Annotated in this window: 12 protein-coding genes and 1 tRNA gene; 10 read left to right on the plus strand and 3 right to left on the minus strand. The window is 54.1% G+C overall.

The genetic code is table 11. The features are described 5' to 3' along the window. The first annotated feature begins 172 nt into the window (after window positions 1–172). Window positions 173–1,105: a carbon-nitrogen hydrolase family protein gene (locus BLV27_RS17295; protein WP_092647760.1), complete on the plus strand. Its 933-nt coding sequence runs from the start codon at window positions 173–175 to the stop codon at window positions 1,103–1,105. 616 nt (window positions 1,106–1,721) lie between these two features. Here the strand turns inward: BLV27_RS17295 and BLV27_RS17300 are convergent. Beyond that, on the minus strand, window positions 1,722–2,852 hold the full coding sequence (locus tag BLV27_RS17300) for a hypothetical protein (RefSeq protein WP_092647749.1): 1,131 nt from the start codon (window positions 2,850–2,852) through the stop codon (window positions 1,722–1,724). 616 nt (window positions 2,853–3,468) lie between these two features. Here BLV27_RS17300 and BLV27_RS17305 point away from each other — a divergent pair. The 3 genes from BLV27_RS17305 (at window position 3,469) to BLV27_RS17315 (ending at window position 7,160) form a co-directional block, all read left to right on the plus strand. After that, the gene (locus BLV27_RS17305) at window positions 3,469–4,476 is read left to right on the plus strand and encodes a COG3904 family protein (protein ID WP_139176733.1); all 1,008 of its coding nucleotides are present in this window, start codon (window positions 3,469–3,471) and stop codon (window positions 4,474–4,476) included. A 250-nt stretch (window positions 4,477–4,726) separates the two neighbouring features. Beyond that, the gene (locus BLV27_RS17310) at window positions 4,727–5,242 is read left to right on the plus strand and encodes a GNAT family N-acetyltransferase (protein ID WP_092647751.1); all 516 of its coding nucleotides are present in this window, start codon (window positions 4,727–4,729) and stop codon (window positions 5,240–5,242) included. A gap of 418 nt (window positions 5,243–5,660) precedes the next feature. After that, window positions 5,661–7,160, plus strand: a complete 1,500-nt coding sequence (locus BLV27_RS17315) for a winged helix-turn-helix domain-containing protein (RefSeq protein WP_092647752.1) — start codon at window positions 5,661–5,663, stop codon at window positions 7,158–7,160. 40 nt (window positions 7,161–7,200) lie between these two features. Here BLV27_RS17315 and BLV27_RS19180 read toward each other — a convergent pair whose 3' ends face one another. Beyond that, on the minus strand, window positions 7,201–7,863 hold the full coding sequence (locus tag BLV27_RS19180; RefSeq protein WP_139176737.1) for a hypothetical protein: 663 nt from the start codon (window positions 7,861–7,863) through the stop codon (window positions 7,201–7,203). A 662-nt stretch (window positions 7,864–8,525) separates the two neighbouring features. Here BLV27_RS19180 and BLV27_RS17320 point away from each other — a divergent pair. From BLV27_RS17320 to BLV27_RS17345, 5 genes are all read left to right on the plus strand, one after another. Next, window positions 8,526–9,283 (plus strand): IS5 family transposase gene (locus BLV27_RS17320; RefSeq protein ID WP_092647753.1). Its coding sequence is split into 2 segments (ribosomal slippage): window positions 8,526–8,850 and window positions 8,850–9,283, totalling 759 coding nucleotides; the frame shifts between segments, so codons are not numbered across the junction. Window positions 9,284–9,591: 308 nt separating this feature from the next. Further along, window positions 9,592–10,644, plus strand: a complete 1,053-nt coding sequence (locus tag BLV27_RS19610; protein ID WP_211605537.1) for a hypothetical protein — start codon at window positions 9,592–9,594, stop codon at window positions 10,642–10,644. A gap of 354 nt (window positions 10,645–10,998) precedes the next feature. Next, on the plus strand, window positions 10,999–11,883 hold the full coding sequence (locus BLV27_RS17335) for an alpha/beta fold hydrolase (RefSeq protein WP_092647756.1): 885 nt from the start codon (window positions 10,999–11,001) through the stop codon (window positions 11,881–11,883). A gap of 140 nt (window positions 11,884–12,023) precedes the next feature. Next, window positions 12,024–12,781, plus strand: a protein-coding gene (locus BLV27_RS17340) for an IS5 family transposase (RefSeq protein ID WP_092647753.1) whose coding sequence is annotated in 2 segments (ribosomal slippage) — window positions 12,024–12,348 and window positions 12,348–12,781 — 759 coding nt in all. Because the reading frame shifts where the segments join, the coding sequence is not laid out codon by codon here. A 457-nt stretch (window positions 12,782–13,238) separates the two neighbouring features. Continuing rightward, window positions 13,239–14,495, plus strand: a complete 1,257-nt coding sequence (locus BLV27_RS17345) for a COG3904 family protein (protein WP_092647757.1) — start codon at window positions 13,239–13,241, stop codon at window positions 14,493–14,495. Between the two features lie 229 nt (window positions 14,496–14,724). Here BLV27_RS17345 and BLV27_RS17350 read toward each other — a convergent pair whose 3' ends face one another. Further along, the gene (locus BLV27_RS17350) at window positions 14,725–15,420 is read right to left on the minus strand and encodes an SDR family NAD(P)-dependent oxidoreductase (protein ID WP_092647761.1); all 696 of its coding nucleotides are present in this window, start codon (window positions 15,418–15,420) and stop codon (window positions 14,725–14,727) included. 70 nt (window positions 15,421–15,490) lie between these two features. On the opposite strand from BLV27_RS17350, the gene BLV27_RS17355 reads away from it, so the two are divergent. Then, a tRNA-Gly gene (locus tag BLV27_RS17355) sits at window positions 15,491–15,564 on the plus strand. The last annotated feature ends 317 nt before the right edge of the window (window positions 15,565–15,881 follow it).

Consider the following 15,881-nt stretch of genomic DNA (forward strand, 5'->3'; position numbering starts at 1 on the left):
GTTAGACGAACGGCGACGGAACGACGGCACAGAGCCCAAAGCGGAAACGTTCATAGATGTCAGTATCATGCTTCAAGTTCGAGCAGGCCGATTGCGACAGAGATGCGCCAAGGCGGGTTTACTTTGTTAAAGACGAAAGACTACCGTCAATCATATGCTTGGGAGGGCCACCATGAAAATTGCCATTGTACAGCAACCGCCGGTCTATCTGAACAAGGCTAAATCCATTCAGCGCGCGGTTGAGTTAATGTCTGATGCCGCGAAGCAAAACTGTGGTTTGATAGTCTTTCCCGAGGCATGGCTTCCTGGGTACCCGACCTTCGTTTGGCGTCTGTCACCCGGAGCTGATATGAAAAAGACTGACGAACTCTTTGCGCTTTCACAAGAGAACTCGGTCGACCTCAGCAAGGATGACCTTGCTCCCATTAAGGAAGCCGCAAAGGAACACAGTATTGTTGTCGTGATTGGGCATCAGGAACTGGATGGTGCTGTGAGTGGTAGCACCTTGTTCAACAGCGTGGCCATCATCGATGCTGATGGGAAACTTCTGAACAATCACCGAAAGCTCATGCCAACAAACCCCGAACGTATGGTGTGGGGCTTTGGTGACGGCTCGACGCTTAGGGTCGTTGAGACTGCAGTCGGGCGCGTTGGAGCCCTGCTCTGTTGGGAAAATTACATGCCCCTCGCCCGTTTCGCTCTCTATGCCCAGAACATCGACATATATTGCGCACCAACTTGGGACAGTGGCTCATCTTGGCTAGCCACTATGCAACATATTGCGCGCGAGGGAGGGTGCTGGGTCGTCGGATGCGCCACATCATTAGAAGCTTCGGATATTCCGGAATCGGTTATCTATCGCGATGAATTGTTTCCCAATGCCGATGAGTGGATCAACCCGGGGGACGCAGTGATCTACCAGCCTTTTGGAGGGGCTCTTGCTGGGCCGATGCACAAGGAAAAGGGACTGCTGGTGGCTGAGGTCGATGTTTCAGCCGCAAAAGCTTCTCGGCGCAAATTCGATGTGGCGGGGCATTACTCGAGACCTGATGTTTTCAATCTGACCATAAACCGTTCGCCGCAGTCTCCAGTATCCTTCGAGTAGGTTGGGTTCGCGATACGAATTTCCGCTTTGTCCCACAACTGAGACATCGGACGCGGGCGCAGCGAACGGTCGGTTTGGATTCTGTCGATTTGGCATGTCGTGAAAGTCCGGTTTCGGGAAATTGTGCTGCACTGCCGCAACTCGGTCGCTGTTTCGACCGGTGTGTCGTAGCAATGTTCGCTGCAAATGCATCAGGCCGGTTTGTCCGCATAGCCGTCGTTCATCGCTGCTGCAGCGAAAGTCCGCTTCCCGCCTATTCCGTTGAAAAACTCGGCCAAGTCAAAATCAGCTCAAAATTACAGGACACTGTTCTTCGGAAATCGCCCTCGGGGAACATCGTTTGCAGGAGCAGGAACGTGCGGGAGGATGTTCTGCCACTCTGACCGCTCGAACTCACGGGACGAGTTTTTCAACGGAATACGCCCAGATCGGCCCTTCATGCGTCGCGCAGCTAAGGTCTGCTTGGAGCCCTCTTTGACCAATGCTACGCCTCGCATGAGTTGGCGAAAGGGTAGACACCGTCGTCTTTGACTGTAGGCGGGTAAGCCCCCCGTAGACAGTTGCGCTGATCCCTGAATCGGGCTGTGCGCGATACGGATCCAATGCCGCTTGTCGGCTACCGCGCTTCCGTGTCGAGATGGATCGCGCCATAGAGCTTGACCAACTCATCGTAGGTTCCATGAAGGCAGCGATCATTCGCTCTGCAGCTGTTGCGGCGGTGGAGCCAATCTGCGTGAAATTCACGGAACTTCGGAACCTCGATCTTCGGGTTCCCTGATTCAAGAATGAAGAAATACAGGTTGCTCATCACCCGATCCTTCGCTCCAAGATTCGCGTCGCCGCAGATTGCGAGCTCTGTCGTCGTCGTTGCGCGCGAGCAGTCAAAGCTCGGACCATCGAGCAGCTGGTATCCGAACTCTCGGGTGGCCTGCTCCGCAACCACGCACGCATTTGCGAGAGTGTATGTTGGGCCCGTAGGCTTGTAGCGATCGATCTCGCGTAGCCAAAGCTCGTGCCAAAAGTCCCCGACAAGGCTCATGCCTTCGTCGTCGAGCGCCTCGACTCGCGCCATAATCCGGTCATCTGACTTTCCGAGAAGCTCCTCGCAGACTGAACCTGCGACTATGAGGCTCACCTTCTCGGCTGCCATGCGATCGACAGTCGGGTTCTCCCATGGCGGGGTAACGCGCCCCCCGTCTTGCAAATAGATATCAATGCCAAGAGCGCGAGACCGGAACGGCGTCAGAAGCGCAAGCTCTTGTGGGCCGGAGCGAGTGAAAAACCGGATAGCCTCGATGCGGAGCCCGAGATGCGTCAAGTAGGAGCCGATTAAAGCGTTGGCCTCTCCGCTCTCTTCTAGGTAGTCACCAACTCGACGATAAGCCGCATGGAAGCCGATCTGAGAAGAGGCCGCTATGTAGCGTCGTTGCGAAGCCAGCCACACGAGCCCGCAGGCGGAATAGCATTCGGCATCTGCAGCCACCATCGTAGAGAAGTCCCGAAGCCGCACGGTGGCACCAATACGGAGGGCCTCCGCTACCAGACCGCCGGGGCTCTCAAGGATCAGCGTTACCTTCGCCCTATTTGCGGCGCGCCGCTCAAACTCTTCTGCATCACCGCTCTCGATCTCGCCCTTGAGGTGAATAATGGTCGGGACAGATGGGTCGTCGCTGAGCACAAAGGTCTCGAACTGCGCAGCGAGAGCCGCCCACGGGACAAACAGCAGAAAAAGGATTAAGCATCGCATGGTAACCCGTCTACATGTGGCAGGGCGATACGAAAACCGTCGAGTTTTGGCGCACTCGCTCAAACACCTCGGGGATGCTAGACCGGGTTGTGACCCCTCTCCGATGTAATGCCCAATCTCTTGACAATGGACGCGCGCAGCGAAGGTTCACGTCCCGCCCGGAGTGTCAGCTCCTCGCAAGTGGAGCGAGAGCCTCATCCATTTAATTTGACATGCCTGCCGTCAGCGCATCCGGACCCGTGTAGCGCCTTCTTGGGGCAGTGCTCTCCAGGAATATTGTTCTGAGGCAGCAGCTGAGTTGCGGTCGTACCCTTCGAACTGAACTGCACGCCGTCCGCGATTTCGATGTCATCGCGCTGGCTCGAAAACCAGAGCCGGGCCTTCTCAGTCGCCCCATATCGCTCAACGTATTCCAGCAGCGCTGCCTCCAGTAGACACGGTTCGCCAGTTGCTGCGTAATTGACAAGAGAGTGGCGAATTTTATTTCTTCATCAGATCTATCGTTAAAAGGGATGGTCAATTGATCAGGGAATTTCTTCGTCTCGCGCTTGTGGTGACCGGTTGCTTGCCTGCGCATGCGGTCATTGCGAAAGATATTACCTTCGAAATGGTCTACATGAACCACACTAACATGATCGTAGCCGAAGGAGACATCACCGGCGACACGCCCGAGATTTTCGAGGCTTTTCTCCAAACGGAGCCGTTCGACGGTTTCCGCTTCGTCATGGCGCTCCATAGTGATGGCGGAAGCCTCGTCGGCGGCCTGCGGCTAGGACAGATGATCCGCGAAGCCGGTCTCGATACCACGGTGCAGAGGCATCCGCTCGATCCGGCAACGGGCAAGCCTGGATATGATACGGCTGCTGGCCGATGTTTTTCGGCCTGTGCGATCGCCTTTCTCGGCGGCGTGCGCCGGACGGTGCCGGAGAAGAGCCGTCTCGGCTTCCACCAGTTTTCTTCCGCGGGCGGTTCCTTCGCAAAGGAAGACAGCGTCTACATGACTGAGAGCACGGCACAACTTATGGGCGCTACGGTGCTGGGTTATATAATGAAGATGGGGGCGGAGCCCGACCTTTTCACGTGGCTTAGCGAGGCGCTGCCGCACGAGATGTGGGAGCCCGACCAAGACGAGCGAACCGCACTCAGGATCGTGACGCCCGATCGCTTTCGGGGTTTTGCCTTCGAGCCATACGGGGCCGGCGTGATCACTTGGTCGGCATTACCGGAGAATGTTGCGGGCCGGTCCGCCGTCGGACAGGTCACCGCCTACTGCAAGGAGCGGGTGCCTTACATTCTGCTCTCGTCGGTCAGCTCGGCGAATGGCGTCGATCCGCGAACCCGCCAGATGATCGCGGAGGAGCTGTCCGGCTGGAGGATGGATAACGAAGCGACGGGTCAGTCGGCCTCGTATGGTCGCGACGCGGTTGCCATCCGAATGGAAGACGGCCTTCCTCTTGCGGAGCTGAAACTCGATGGGCAAGGCGTCGAGCTACTGAAGGGTGGGCCGGTTCTGATCGCCGTGGATTTTCCGGCGGTGATCGGCGCGATGTTCTACCTGCGGACCGATCCGACTGAAGCTGACCGGGCCTCACTCGACGCGGCATTCCGGCTCTGCATCCGGTAGACCTCAAACCTCGGCACCAGAGACCTCAATCTATTCGTCGCACTGTGTCCCGCGCAGAAGGGCGGGAAGCAGACTTTCGCTGCAGCAGCGATGAACGACGGCTATGCGGACAAAGCTGCCATCGTCGACACAAGATGCAACAATGAATTCCAGGCTGTATCGTTGGGTAATGCCCAGGCAAATTTTACTATGTTGGCGCGGAACAGCGGTGTAAGTTGCCTGTCTTTATTGAGCATCAAAAGAGGTCGGTATGGAATATCGGATAGATTTGGTTACCGAAGTAGATGACAAACCCGCATTGGAAGAACTTCTGACCGAGTATTATGCCGTCGTCCTGCATAAACTCTCTTTAGTAGGTGGGTCTGCGAGAAATGAACCAAAGGATATGGCATCATCCGTTCTGGCAAATATTCAGACGTTCTTGCCGCCAACCGGCCGCCTGGTTTTGGCATATAGCAAACAAAACCGCCTTGTGGGGTGTGGCACGCTGCAACAAGCCCGCCCAGATGCCGGAGAGCTAAAGCGTCTTTTTGTTCGACCGGAAGCAAGTGGAAACCGCCTTGGTCGAGCTTTGGTGGACGCACGGATGGAGGCCGCTCGGGAGATGGGTTGGCGCACCCTTTTGGTGAATGCGGTAACAGGCAATCAAGATATGCTCCGCATCTATGAAAGCCTCGGCTTTAGGTTCATCGAAAGATACCCGGAATGTTCCGACCCTATCGAGCTGACTGACTACTTTGACTATATGCAATTCGACTTTAGTTAATTTTTGCTCTGTCCGCTTCAGGCTCTTAGCTGCCGTTCGCTGCGACGAACGCCAGTGACCGCTATGCGGACAAAGCGGGAATTCGCTGCAGTTTCTCAAATGGCAGCTTTTGGGAAACCGCTAGTCGAAGGCGCTGAATTTTGACCAAATTCCACAGAGCTAAAGTCCAGCGGCTTACTTGGGCATCTCCCCGCAATGGTCATCCTGCCACTTTTTAGAACTCCAAAATTACAACAAAGAACCAGTGCTGCAATTTCAGAGCGATGGGCTTTGGAAGATTTTTCACAATTAAAACGCGGAGGCATGATAACCGGGTCCTTCCGAATTTTCTTGATATGGCCCGGCTTTTCGGGCCAACGTATGGCGACGACGTATCTGCAACATTCGGTATCAGAGATCGCCCGAGGAGGATTGATTTTTGGAGGGCAAGGGAGCGGAGGAAGCAGCAGACTGCCACCCAAGACTACGTATTGGTGACAAGGTCTTCGACCTGAACACGGCAACGCTTGCTGACCAATTCTCACAGGTCATCCCGATTCGCGACCAATCGCTTCGCGTCCTCCTGGAACTAGCTTTAAACACTGGGCAGATCGTTTCTAAGCACGACCTCATAACAGCAGTTTGGCCTGACATCGCTGTGACTGACGACAGTCTTGTCCAATGCATCAAAGACATCAGAGCAGCTTTGGGCGATGTAGATCGGACGCTTGTCAAGACTGCCGTGGGTCGCGGATATAGCCTTTGCAGCGATCTCGACGTCCCGGTCAATCCCATTGCGCGTCCACGACTGCTTATTTCCAAGTTGCGCTCCACCCAAGGCGATCTCGAGGCCTCTGAAATTGCGGAAGAAATCGGTGAAGAACTTGCCATTTTTCTCTCTCATCGATCCGGTCTGGAGATTACGACGGATGCGGGCCACAGGTCGGATGCGCAGTATTTGATCAGTGGGCGCGTTGGAAAAAGGGGAAGTGATTACCGTGTCTTTATCCAATTGGAATCACTAGATAATGGCACGAGTATCTTTGCCGAGTCCTGGGATTACAGCTCAGAAGACATATCCGACTTGCCAGCGCAGGTGAGCGCAAAAATCACACACTTGCTTCGTATCCATACCATTATGTTTGGTGGCAAACATTTTGCGAACCGTCCCAATGCAGAACTTGCCCCCCAAGCACTATTGTCTAAAGCGGCGTTTCACATGTGTCGATTTGAAATTCCGCATTGGGTAGAAGCGCGAGCAGCGTTGGAAGCAGCTGTAAAGTTAGAGCCCGAGAACCCAATCGCCTTGGCAATGCTCGCCTCAATGGCTACGCAGCTGACCCCTCAGGTTGCATTCCGGTCTTTGCCGGATGACATTGAACACGTCTTCAAACTTGCAAACAGAGCGGTCGAGCTTGGATCGAATATTGACTTCGTATTGCGCACGCGTGGGAATCTACGGATGTGGCTAAGGGGGGACCACGAAGGTGCGCGCAGTGATTGTGAGCGTGCTCTTGGCATCAGCCCAACGTTCCATCTGGCCCATTTGACAATCGCGACAAGCGACATTCTGGCTGGCCATCCGACAGAAGGCATTTCACGCTTGAATGAGATTAACTTGATGGGACCAAAAGACCCGCAATACCCAAACTATATGTCTCTGATCTCGATTGGCCAAATGCTGCTGAAAAGCTCAGATAAAGCTTTTGCGGCTGCACTTGAAGGGCATGAGTACAATCCTTCAGATTCCTGGAGTGCTCTGGTTTATGCTGCATCGGCAGCGGGCAGGACGAACATTACAGACACGCCACAATTTCAAAGCCTTCTGGCAAGGATCGACCTTCCCTTTAGTCATTTTCGCGATATGCCATTTTCGAACTCGAAAGATGTGGACCTATTGGAAGAACGTTTACGTTCAGTGGGTTTTGCTTCGGCATAAGCCGAGAGCCCGTGAGCTTTTGCCGCGACGGCTGGAATCACTATTGGGTTTCAATACTGACATTTCGAAATAGTACCTTTGTGTTATCGCCATCGGCCAGTGGCGTCGAACCGATCAATCCCAGAGCAAGCCAAACCTCTTCGTCAATACCAATATTCGGGCGACCAGACCGCGAAAGCACTTCTACACCGTCACACTCCACGCGGATTTCGCCTGGGGTTCTATCCTTGATATTTTTCTTCTCGGTCGAATCCCAATTTGCGTGCACTTCAACCAAGTGCCACTCACCAAAACCTTCAAGCCCAATACAGGTGTTTTGACCGATGGTGTACCCAACTTCCGTGTTTAGATGAAAGTTAAATATTGAATGCCCCGACCCGTCCAAGAACCTAACAGCGCGTAGATAATGGCCAAGCGCGTTATAAGTAAAATCTTCAGGCACGAAAATTTCCCAGCTATAAGTGACCCTGTCACCATGTTTGTGTGAATGGGTCGAAACGTACTCACTTCGTTGAAAAAAGTCTATTGAACAAGCTGTTTCATAGCCAGCAGAGCAGCCATTTTGGCTTAATTCGACACGAATTTCTGTTTCAGTAACTTCAAACGAAGACTCCGTAGGTTTGATGATCTCAAAGTTTTGCGCCAGGACCGCGGACGGCAATGTGGTCGCAAAAAACAATCCGACTATTGAAAATTTCTTCATGTTTTTCCTCCCAAGATCAGACAGTACGAATTTTTGACTGTGCCCTTCGTTGCTCGCACAAACGACCAGTTGGGTCGGGAAAACCGGACGAAACTCTCACGAAATGATATGAAATTCGGTTGGCGCGTGCGGTCTTCAAAATACTGAAGCCAAATAGTCTACAGTGTTTCTTGTAACAAGTTTGACCCGAAATGGCTGCGTTGCATGCCACCTTCGGGGATTTGGACAAGAACACCTAAGAGGGTTGATTGACTTGAGGATGTGGTTTGACCAAGCGAAAACGAAGGCTGAGCATCTAAGAAAGTCAGCTGATATAGTCCCTCGGCAAAAGTGAATTGGGTTTTTCCAGCATCTTCGAATTCAAAAATAGCAGACACTCGTGGCCTTTGCAGCATCGGGCGCTCTAGGCTCTAAGCGGCCGTTCGCTGCGACCTGCACGAACGGCTGCTTTTGGCCGGGAGAGGACATTCGCGGCGGAGTGAGCCAAGGTCGGTTAAGGGCAGGGATGGCGTTTCCGATACTCGTCTGCGACATTCTTAAAAGGCACCGGTATTGCGTCCGACTATCTTTACCTTGGTGGATCGCTTAGGGTCAGGACCCATTGATTTAGTTGCAGTTCCCGAGGCTCCCTGATTCAAGCGCCCGAACTTCGGGGGCACGAAATGAGCGATTTGTACTGGCTGAGCGACGCTCAGATGGCACGGCTTCGGCCGTACTTTCCCAAGAGCCATGGGGTGCCGCGGGTTGATGACCGGCGGGTCTTAAGTGGCATTATATTCATCAACCGCAATGGCTTGCGCTGGCGTGATGCGCCCAGAGAGTACGGCCCCCACAAGACACTCTACAACCGCTGGAAGAGGTGGAGCGACATGGGGGTCTTCGCCAGGATTATGACGGGGCTTGCGTTAGAGGCACCCGACAATAGGACGATCTCCATCGACGCTACCTACCTGAAGGCGCACCGCACGGCCTCCAGCCTGCGGTCGAAAAAGGGGGGCGCGGCCGTCTGATTGGACGCACGAAGGGCGGAATGAATACGAAGCTCCACGCGGTCACGGATGCAATTGGACGTCCCATCCGGTTCTTCATGACGGCTGGGGAGGTCAGTGACTACACTGGTGCCAGGGCTTTGGTAAGCAGTCTGCCAGCCGCCGAGTGGCTTCTTGGTGATCGGGGATATGACGCGGACTGGTTCCGCGAAGCCCTTGCAAACAAGGGTATCGTGCCCTGCATCCCCGGACGGAAATCCCGCGAAAAGCCTGTCAAATACGACAAGCGTCGCTACCGGAAACGCAACCGGATCGAGATCATGTTCGGACGCCTGAAAGACTGGAGGCGCGTGGCAACACGCTACGACAGGTCTCCGACTGTGTTTCTTTCAGCCATTGCCCTCGCCGCAACCGTGATCTTCTGGTTATGAGTCCTGACCCTAGTCATCGATGTTTGGTCGCCGCGACCCTGGCGGTGGCGACTGCGGGCATCGATGCGACTACGATCAGACTGTCAACACATCGTGGCGGTGCAGCACAGTTTTCCCGAAGCGAACGGTCGACACAGGATGAAAGACTACAATTCAAACCAGTTCTTCGCGCTTGCATGACCAATGACCGCTCTGCAAACAAAGTATGAATTCGCTGCGAGTGCGCGAGTGTCAATTTTGAGGAGGTCGTTCAAAAAGGTGACTTCGCCTGCGATGCAAGCGCTTGGTTTTCAGCAATAATAAATATAATGTCGTGGCAATCTCTGTTAAAGTCTTGGCAGTATCGCTGTGAATTATTTAAAGATATCAAGTGGAGCAATAACGTGAACCCAAGTGTCATTGAGGAATTGAAAAGGATCAAAGACGATTTGGAGATCCAGAAGATCGTCAGCGAACGTGACAAAGTTTTGGGGCGCTTTGGACCACAATTTTTGCCGAGCGCGGTGGCCAAACTGGAAGAGAAAACCTTCCGACAATTTTTGAGCATCAAACACAACAAGCACTGGACAGGGCTGGAACGCCAACCCGAAGTCTATGCCGACATGAATAGATTGCGCGAAGCTCTCAGCGTCCTTGTGGACGAAACGAGGCCTATACGAGACCGTGTAAATATGGTCGTTGAGGTTCCAGGTATGGGAGTTGCCAAGTTTTCGGCCATACTGCATGTGGCCTATCCGAACAAATACGGGGTATGGAACGGCACTTCCGAGAAAGCTATTCGACATTTAGGCCTTTGGCCGGTTATTTCGCGTGGTGCAACAACGACTGGTGATAAATACGTTGCGGTAAACCAATTGCTGCGTGATCTCGCAGATAGACTTGGAAGCGATCTTTGGACATTGGATGCACTGTGGTGGGCACTCGATCTAGGAGGTACGTCCGTAGCAAATTCGACTGGCACTGGAAAGGTGCGCTTTGGTGATAGGTGGGAGAAAGCCGTTGCGGATATGAAGTATTCTATTTTGAACACTGTCAAAAATTCTAACGGTCAGGCAGTCGCCACAACGGTTAAGAAAAAAGACCTGAAAATGTCGGAAAGTGAACTTGAAAGGCTGCTATCGGATTTGTTGGAGAGTCAGGACAAGCGTTGCGCGATTACTGGAATTCCGTTTCAATATGATGACGATAGGAATATGCGACCCTCGGCGGATCGCATCGATAGCAATGGCCATTACGAAGCCTCTAACCTACAGTTGGTCTGCCAGTTTATCAACTTCTGGAAGCAGGCATGTCCTGACGATGAGTTCCGCCATCTCATTCAGATCGTTCGAGATAGTAAGGGCGCAGAACCAAGCGGATAAGACACGGCCTGCCAAATGTATCCTCCCCCAAAACCCTTATTTCTGGAGCATGCGTGAACCACTTTGTTTGACGTCGGCAAAAAAACTGTTGAGAAGCCAAGGTGCTATTGACGGTTTTTTTCTGTCTCTTATGATGGTGGACATTCGCTGTGTTGCAGAATTGCGGTAGACTTGGGCTCACAAGCTGATCTTCGCTGAACGACTAAAAAAGGTCCGATCTGGGCCGCTAACAGGCCGTGTCTGCGTGATGGAAAGAAGTTAGCTAGGCGGGCTTTGTTGTCATTAACGGTTTTTCCAAAATACCAGATTGCAAATATAATGTGCCCAATAGTGAGGCGGAGAGGCGGAGTGAAAATGTTAGAAGGCTTTAGCGACGAGATAATTCGGCTCCCATCTGGTATCAAGTTGCATGTTAGAAAATCTGGCAGCGGGCCTGTCGTTTTGCTTCTTCATGGATACCCTCAAACCCATATATGCTGGCACAAGGTCGCACCGCTGTTGGTAGATGCAGGGTATACTGTCGTGCTAAGTGATCTTCGCGGATATGGAGATTCAGACAAACCAGAATCTGACGACGAGCATTTCCCCTATTCCAAAAGAGCCATGGCAAAAGATCAGGCTGATTTGATGCTCGTGCTAGGGCATAAAAAATTCTTTGTTGCTGGTCATGATCGTGGCGCGCGAGTTGCCCATCGACTTGCCCGCGACTATCCTAATATAGTCGCGGCAGTTTCGTTTCTGGATATTGTTCCAACCGAGCATATGTATGCTCAAACGGAGCGAACATTCGCTACCAGCTACTACCATTGGTTTTTCCTGATACAGCCTGCACCCTTACCTGAGCGTTTAATTAGTAGTGATCCGGGGTACTACCTGACCACTAAATTGAGGTCTTGGGGAAAGGGAAATGACAGCGCGTTTGAGAGCGAAGCAGTTTCAGAATACATCCGCTGTTTTGACGCGGCCTCAATACACGCAACGTGTGAGGACTATCGCGCAGCCGCGACCATTGACTTGCAGCATGACGCGCATGACCAGGGAACGCTTTTGAAGATGCCCGTGCAAGCATTGTGGGGTGAAAAAGGACTGGTTGGAAGGCTCTATGATGTCATTGGGGTCTGGCAAGACTATGCGGAACATGTCGAAGGTGAAGCGATGCCATGCGGACATTTCTTACCCGAAGAGGCACCTGCGCAAACAGCCAAAGCGCTTATCAAATTTTTTAGGAACTGTGCGTAACGACAGCCTGTAGCGAAGCAAAGCGGCTATTGCTGACCATCGCAGCATCGGCCACTCTGGGCTCTAGGGTCAGGACCCATTGATTTAGTTGCAGTTCCCGAGGCTCCCTGATTCAAGCGCCCGAACTTCGGGGGCACGAAATGAGCGATTTGTACTGGCTGAGCGACGCTCAGATGGCACGGCTTCGGCCGTACTTTCCCAAGAGCCATGGGGTGCCGCGGGTTGATGACCGGCGGGTCTTAAGTGGCATTATATTCATCAACCGCAATGGCTTGCGCTGGCGTGATGCGCCCAGAGAGTACGGCCCCCACAAGACACTCTACAACCGCTGGAAGAGGTGGAGCGACATGGGGGTCTTCGCCAGGATTATGACGGGGCTTGCGTTAGAGGCACCCGACAATAGGACGATCTCCATCGACGCTACCTACCTGAAGGCGCACCGCACGGCCTCCAGCCTGCGGTCGAAAAAGGGGGGCGCGGCCGTCTGATTGGACGCACGAAGGGCGGAATGAATACGAAGCTCCACGCGGTCACGGATGCAATTGGACGTCCCATCCGGTTCTTCATGACGGCTGGGGAGGTCAGTGACTACACTGGTGCCAGGGCTTTGGTAAGCAGTCTGCCAGCCGCCGAGTGGCTTCTTGGTGATCGGGGATATGACGCGGACTGGTTCCGCGAAGCCCTTGCAAACAAGGGTATCGTGCCCTGCATCCCCGGACGGAAATCCCGCGAAAAGCCTGTCAAATACGACAAGCGTCGCTACCGGAAACGCAACCGGATCGAGATCATGTTCGGACGCCTGAAAGACTGGAGGCGCGTGGCAACACGCTACGACAGGTCTCCGACTGTGTTTCTTTCAGCCATTGCCCTCGCCGCAACCGTGATCTTCTGGTTATGAGTCCTGACCCTAGCGCCGTGCGTTCAACCCAAGACAGTTCCTTAACAGAATTTGAGCAACGACCGCAAAGGCTGCGATTATGTGACTCTGGCCACACAATTTATGCACTTGCAGCGAAAGTCCGCAATGACGAGCCGCATCTCAGCATTCAAACTGCTGTTTGAACGGCCAGTAAGGGCCGGTTGCGGACCCTGCCCACGTTGAGCCCCAAGGACTGCTCTGCGGACGACGCTGACGGTCGTAGAAAATGGTGCAAAGCTCGGTTCCAGCCCAAAGCTGCCGGACAGCCATACTGGGTCACTGCCTACTAAGAAAAAGCAGTTTCTTCGAGGATATTTGTCAACTGCCACCTCGGGGTCGGAGCCAGCAGTCCAGCTCCCTCGAAATTCTCAATTGGTCGCTATAACCTCGCCCCAAGCTGCTTTTAACCAACCCCAATGCGTGATGATGCAGGAGTATGGATTTCCAAATGGTGCTTCGACAATATTCAGCTTCGGCAACGGCCCGGAGCACATTTAGCGGTGTGGGCAAGGTTGCCATGTCGGTTTGCATTGCGATCTTTCTGACACTAGCCGATTCCGGTGCTTCTGCGCAGCAACCGTCGGATTCATGCTCCCGCCCTGCAGCCCTTGAGTATAAAGCCTTCGACGCGCCCATGACGTTCTCTTGGGCGACAAACAAGGGAAACATGAGTACATCAGCGTGGATCGTCGCGGCGGGTGTGATCCAGCCAGATACCCCCGACCAATTCAGAAACTTCTTAGATCGCGAGGGAGTTGCGGGCGGACAACTCGTGCTGCATTCGCCGGGAGGTAACTTGGCTGCCGGACTAGAGATGGGCCGAATTATTCGCAGCACAGGCCTCACGACCCATATCGGCCGTACGGATCGGACCTTCGAAAGCTACGATACCCCCTGCGATACTTGGTTTGATTCAGTGCGCGCGGGGACCTGTGCGAGTTCATGCGCCTATGCCTTTCTCGGAGGGGAAGTCCGTTTCGTGGATTCGCCCTACTACCCCACCGATGGAAACCTCCTCGGCTTTCACCAGTTTTTTGGTGGCAATGGCGACGAAGCAGAGCTTATCACTCCCGAGCAAGCGGCCGGCATACGCGCCAGCACGCTTTCGGTTGCGCAGGCGATCACGGGACAGATCGTAATGTACGCTGTCGAGATGGGGATCGACTCTCGAATTGTGGCTTTTGCCTCCTCAACGCCGAGCGATAATCTCTACTATCCGACTGCGGCAGAGATCGCTGACCTTCAAATCGCCTCGGGAAGCGGGCTCGCGGCTTGGTTCATGGAGCCCTACAATACAGGACTGGTCACGGCAGCAAGGCCGAGCCGCTCTGACTCGATGCTTGAGCAGATCACAATGTTTTGCCTGGGTGCCGGGAGGGAGTGGATGCTAATCACGATGGAGCCGCGGACGCCCTCCTACCCTAACCCTGATGACCTGCCGCTCAATGCCGTTGAGGTTATGATCAATGGCCAACTGCACGTGATCCCCAGACGGTCTCTCGATGTCCGTTATGGTGACGGATCAATCTTAATTAGGGCCCCGATGGATGGTCTCACGGAACTGATCCCCGGTGCGCGCCGGATCGAATTCTCGTTGGATGCTGCCCGCGTGATGGGCAATTTCCGTGAGGGAAATGAGCCAGACGAAACTGCGCGCAGGTCGATTGCGCTGGCATGGCGCAATTGCATCTGAGAGCTGAACGGGCCCTCAAAGCGAGGCCTCGGACCTCAACTTTGCAAAGGCAACTCTGAGCAAACCGGACGTCTATGCAATTTGCATCACTAGTCATGTTGGGCTCGAAGCTGACCTTCGCTGCTACAAACGCAAAGGTCCGGTTTGGGCCGAAAGCAGACGCATCGTTTCCCAGGAAGCCGAGTTCTGAGCTTCGAATAGCGCGCAACACGCGGCTTCGTCGGGCGTCTCAGAACCTCTCCACCCAGGGCCGGACGGTCATCTCGTTCGACCACGCGCTTCGATCTTGGTCGATGAGGTGTCTGTAGGTGCGTGCGATAGCCTCGGGCCTGAGCATTGATCCGGGGGCATCTGCCGGCTCGGACCGTCCGGGGTTGAGGATCGCGCCGTCGATGTTGACCCAGACGACATGGATTCCCTTTGGATGGAGCTCGCGCGCCATGCTTTCGGCAAGGCCCCTCTGTGCGAACTTGCCCATCGCGAACGGGGCGGATTGCGGAAAGCCCTTCACACCAGCCGAGGCTCCGGTGAAAATGATCGTTCCTCGGGTCCCGTCGATGGGGTCGGCCTCCTGCATCCGTCGGGCCGCGTGCTTTCCAGCGATTAACGCCCCGATGGCCGTGACCTCGACCGCAGCGCGCACGTCATCGACCGGGAGATCGGCGATGGGGCCTCTCACCCGGGCAGACGGGTTGTAGACCACAACCCTCGGCGATGCCGGCAAGTCGTCGAACAGGCGCGCAACGGCAGCTTCGTCAGTGGCGTCCAGCAAAACCGTCTGCGCCCCTGTCTCATTGGCCAGCAGGCGCATCTTGTCGTCGCTGCGAGCTGCCAACGTAAGGTCATGATCTGTACCAAGGTCCCGCGCCACGGCAGCGGACAGCCCGTCTCCGACGCCAATGATCACGGCGCGTGGTTTGGTCATCGTTATCTCCTTCGCGCGTCGGTCGAACCTTGACCGCAGGATTCTCATGAAATAGGTCATACTCCGTTGAGCGGGCGTTGTGTAATGGTAAGACCTCAGCCTTCCAAGCTGATGATGCGGGTTCGATTCCCGCCGCCCGCTCCAGCAAACCTTTTCCGACATATAACCTACAAAGCGTCCAATTTGTCAGGCTCAATACTCTGATAAAGCAATTATTTTTTCATTTATAACCTCTGTCTTCCAAGCTGATGACCGCTTAACCTGCGACACCATCTGCAATGTTCGGTCTTTTCGGCATTTCTCGCAGAAATGTAATTTCGTGCAAATTTCCTACAGATGGCGGACCGCAGGGCTTTGTTGCACAAACCGCTTTTGGGTCGGACTTCCCCATCCCCCAGACGGATTTATCCTTCGGCTTCAGTGACAGGTATGCCAGGAGCGGTGTAACGGTTGAGGACTGC

Origin of the sequence: Jannaschia faecimaris (genome assembly GCF_900107415.1) — a bacterium.
GTDB lineage: Bacteria > Pseudomonadota > Alphaproteobacteria > Rhodobacterales > Rhodobacteraceae > Jannaschia > Jannaschia faecimaris.

Coding starts and splice junctions, on each gene's coding strand:
- BLV27_RS17305 (WP_139176733.1), top strand. CDS start 3,469: ATGAACCACACTAACATGATCGTAGCCGAAGGAGACATCACCGGCGAC.
- BLV27_RS17335 (WP_092647756.1), top strand. CDS start 10,999: ATGTTAGAAGGCTTTAGCGACGAGATAATTCGGCTCCCATCTGGTATC.
- BLV27_RS19180 (WP_139176737.1), bottom strand. CDS start 7,863: ATGAAGAAATTTTCAATAGTCGGATTGTTTTTTGCGACCACATTGCCG.
- BLV27_RS17300 (WP_092647749.1), bottom strand. CDS start 2,852: ATGCGATGCTTAATCCTTTTTCTGCTGTTTGTCCCGTGGGCGGCTCTC.
- BLV27_RS17295 (WP_092647760.1), top strand. CDS start 173: ATGAAAATTGCCATTGTACAGCAACCGCCGGTCTATCTGAACAAGGCT.
- BLV27_RS17310 (WP_092647751.1), top strand. CDS start 4,727: ATGGAATATCGGATAGATTTGGTTACCGAAGTAGATGACAAACCCGCA.
- BLV27_RS17350 (WP_092647761.1), bottom strand. CDS start 15,420: ATGACCAAACCACGCGCCGTGATCATTGGCGTCGGAGACGGGCTGTCC.
- BLV27_RS17345 (WP_092647757.1), top strand. CDS start 13,239: ATGGATTTCCAAATGGTGCTTCGACAATATTCAGCTTCGGCAACGGCC.
- BLV27_RS19610 (WP_211605537.1), top strand. CDS start 9,592: ATGTCGTGGCAATCTCTGTTAAAGTCTTGGCAGTATCGCTGTGAATTA.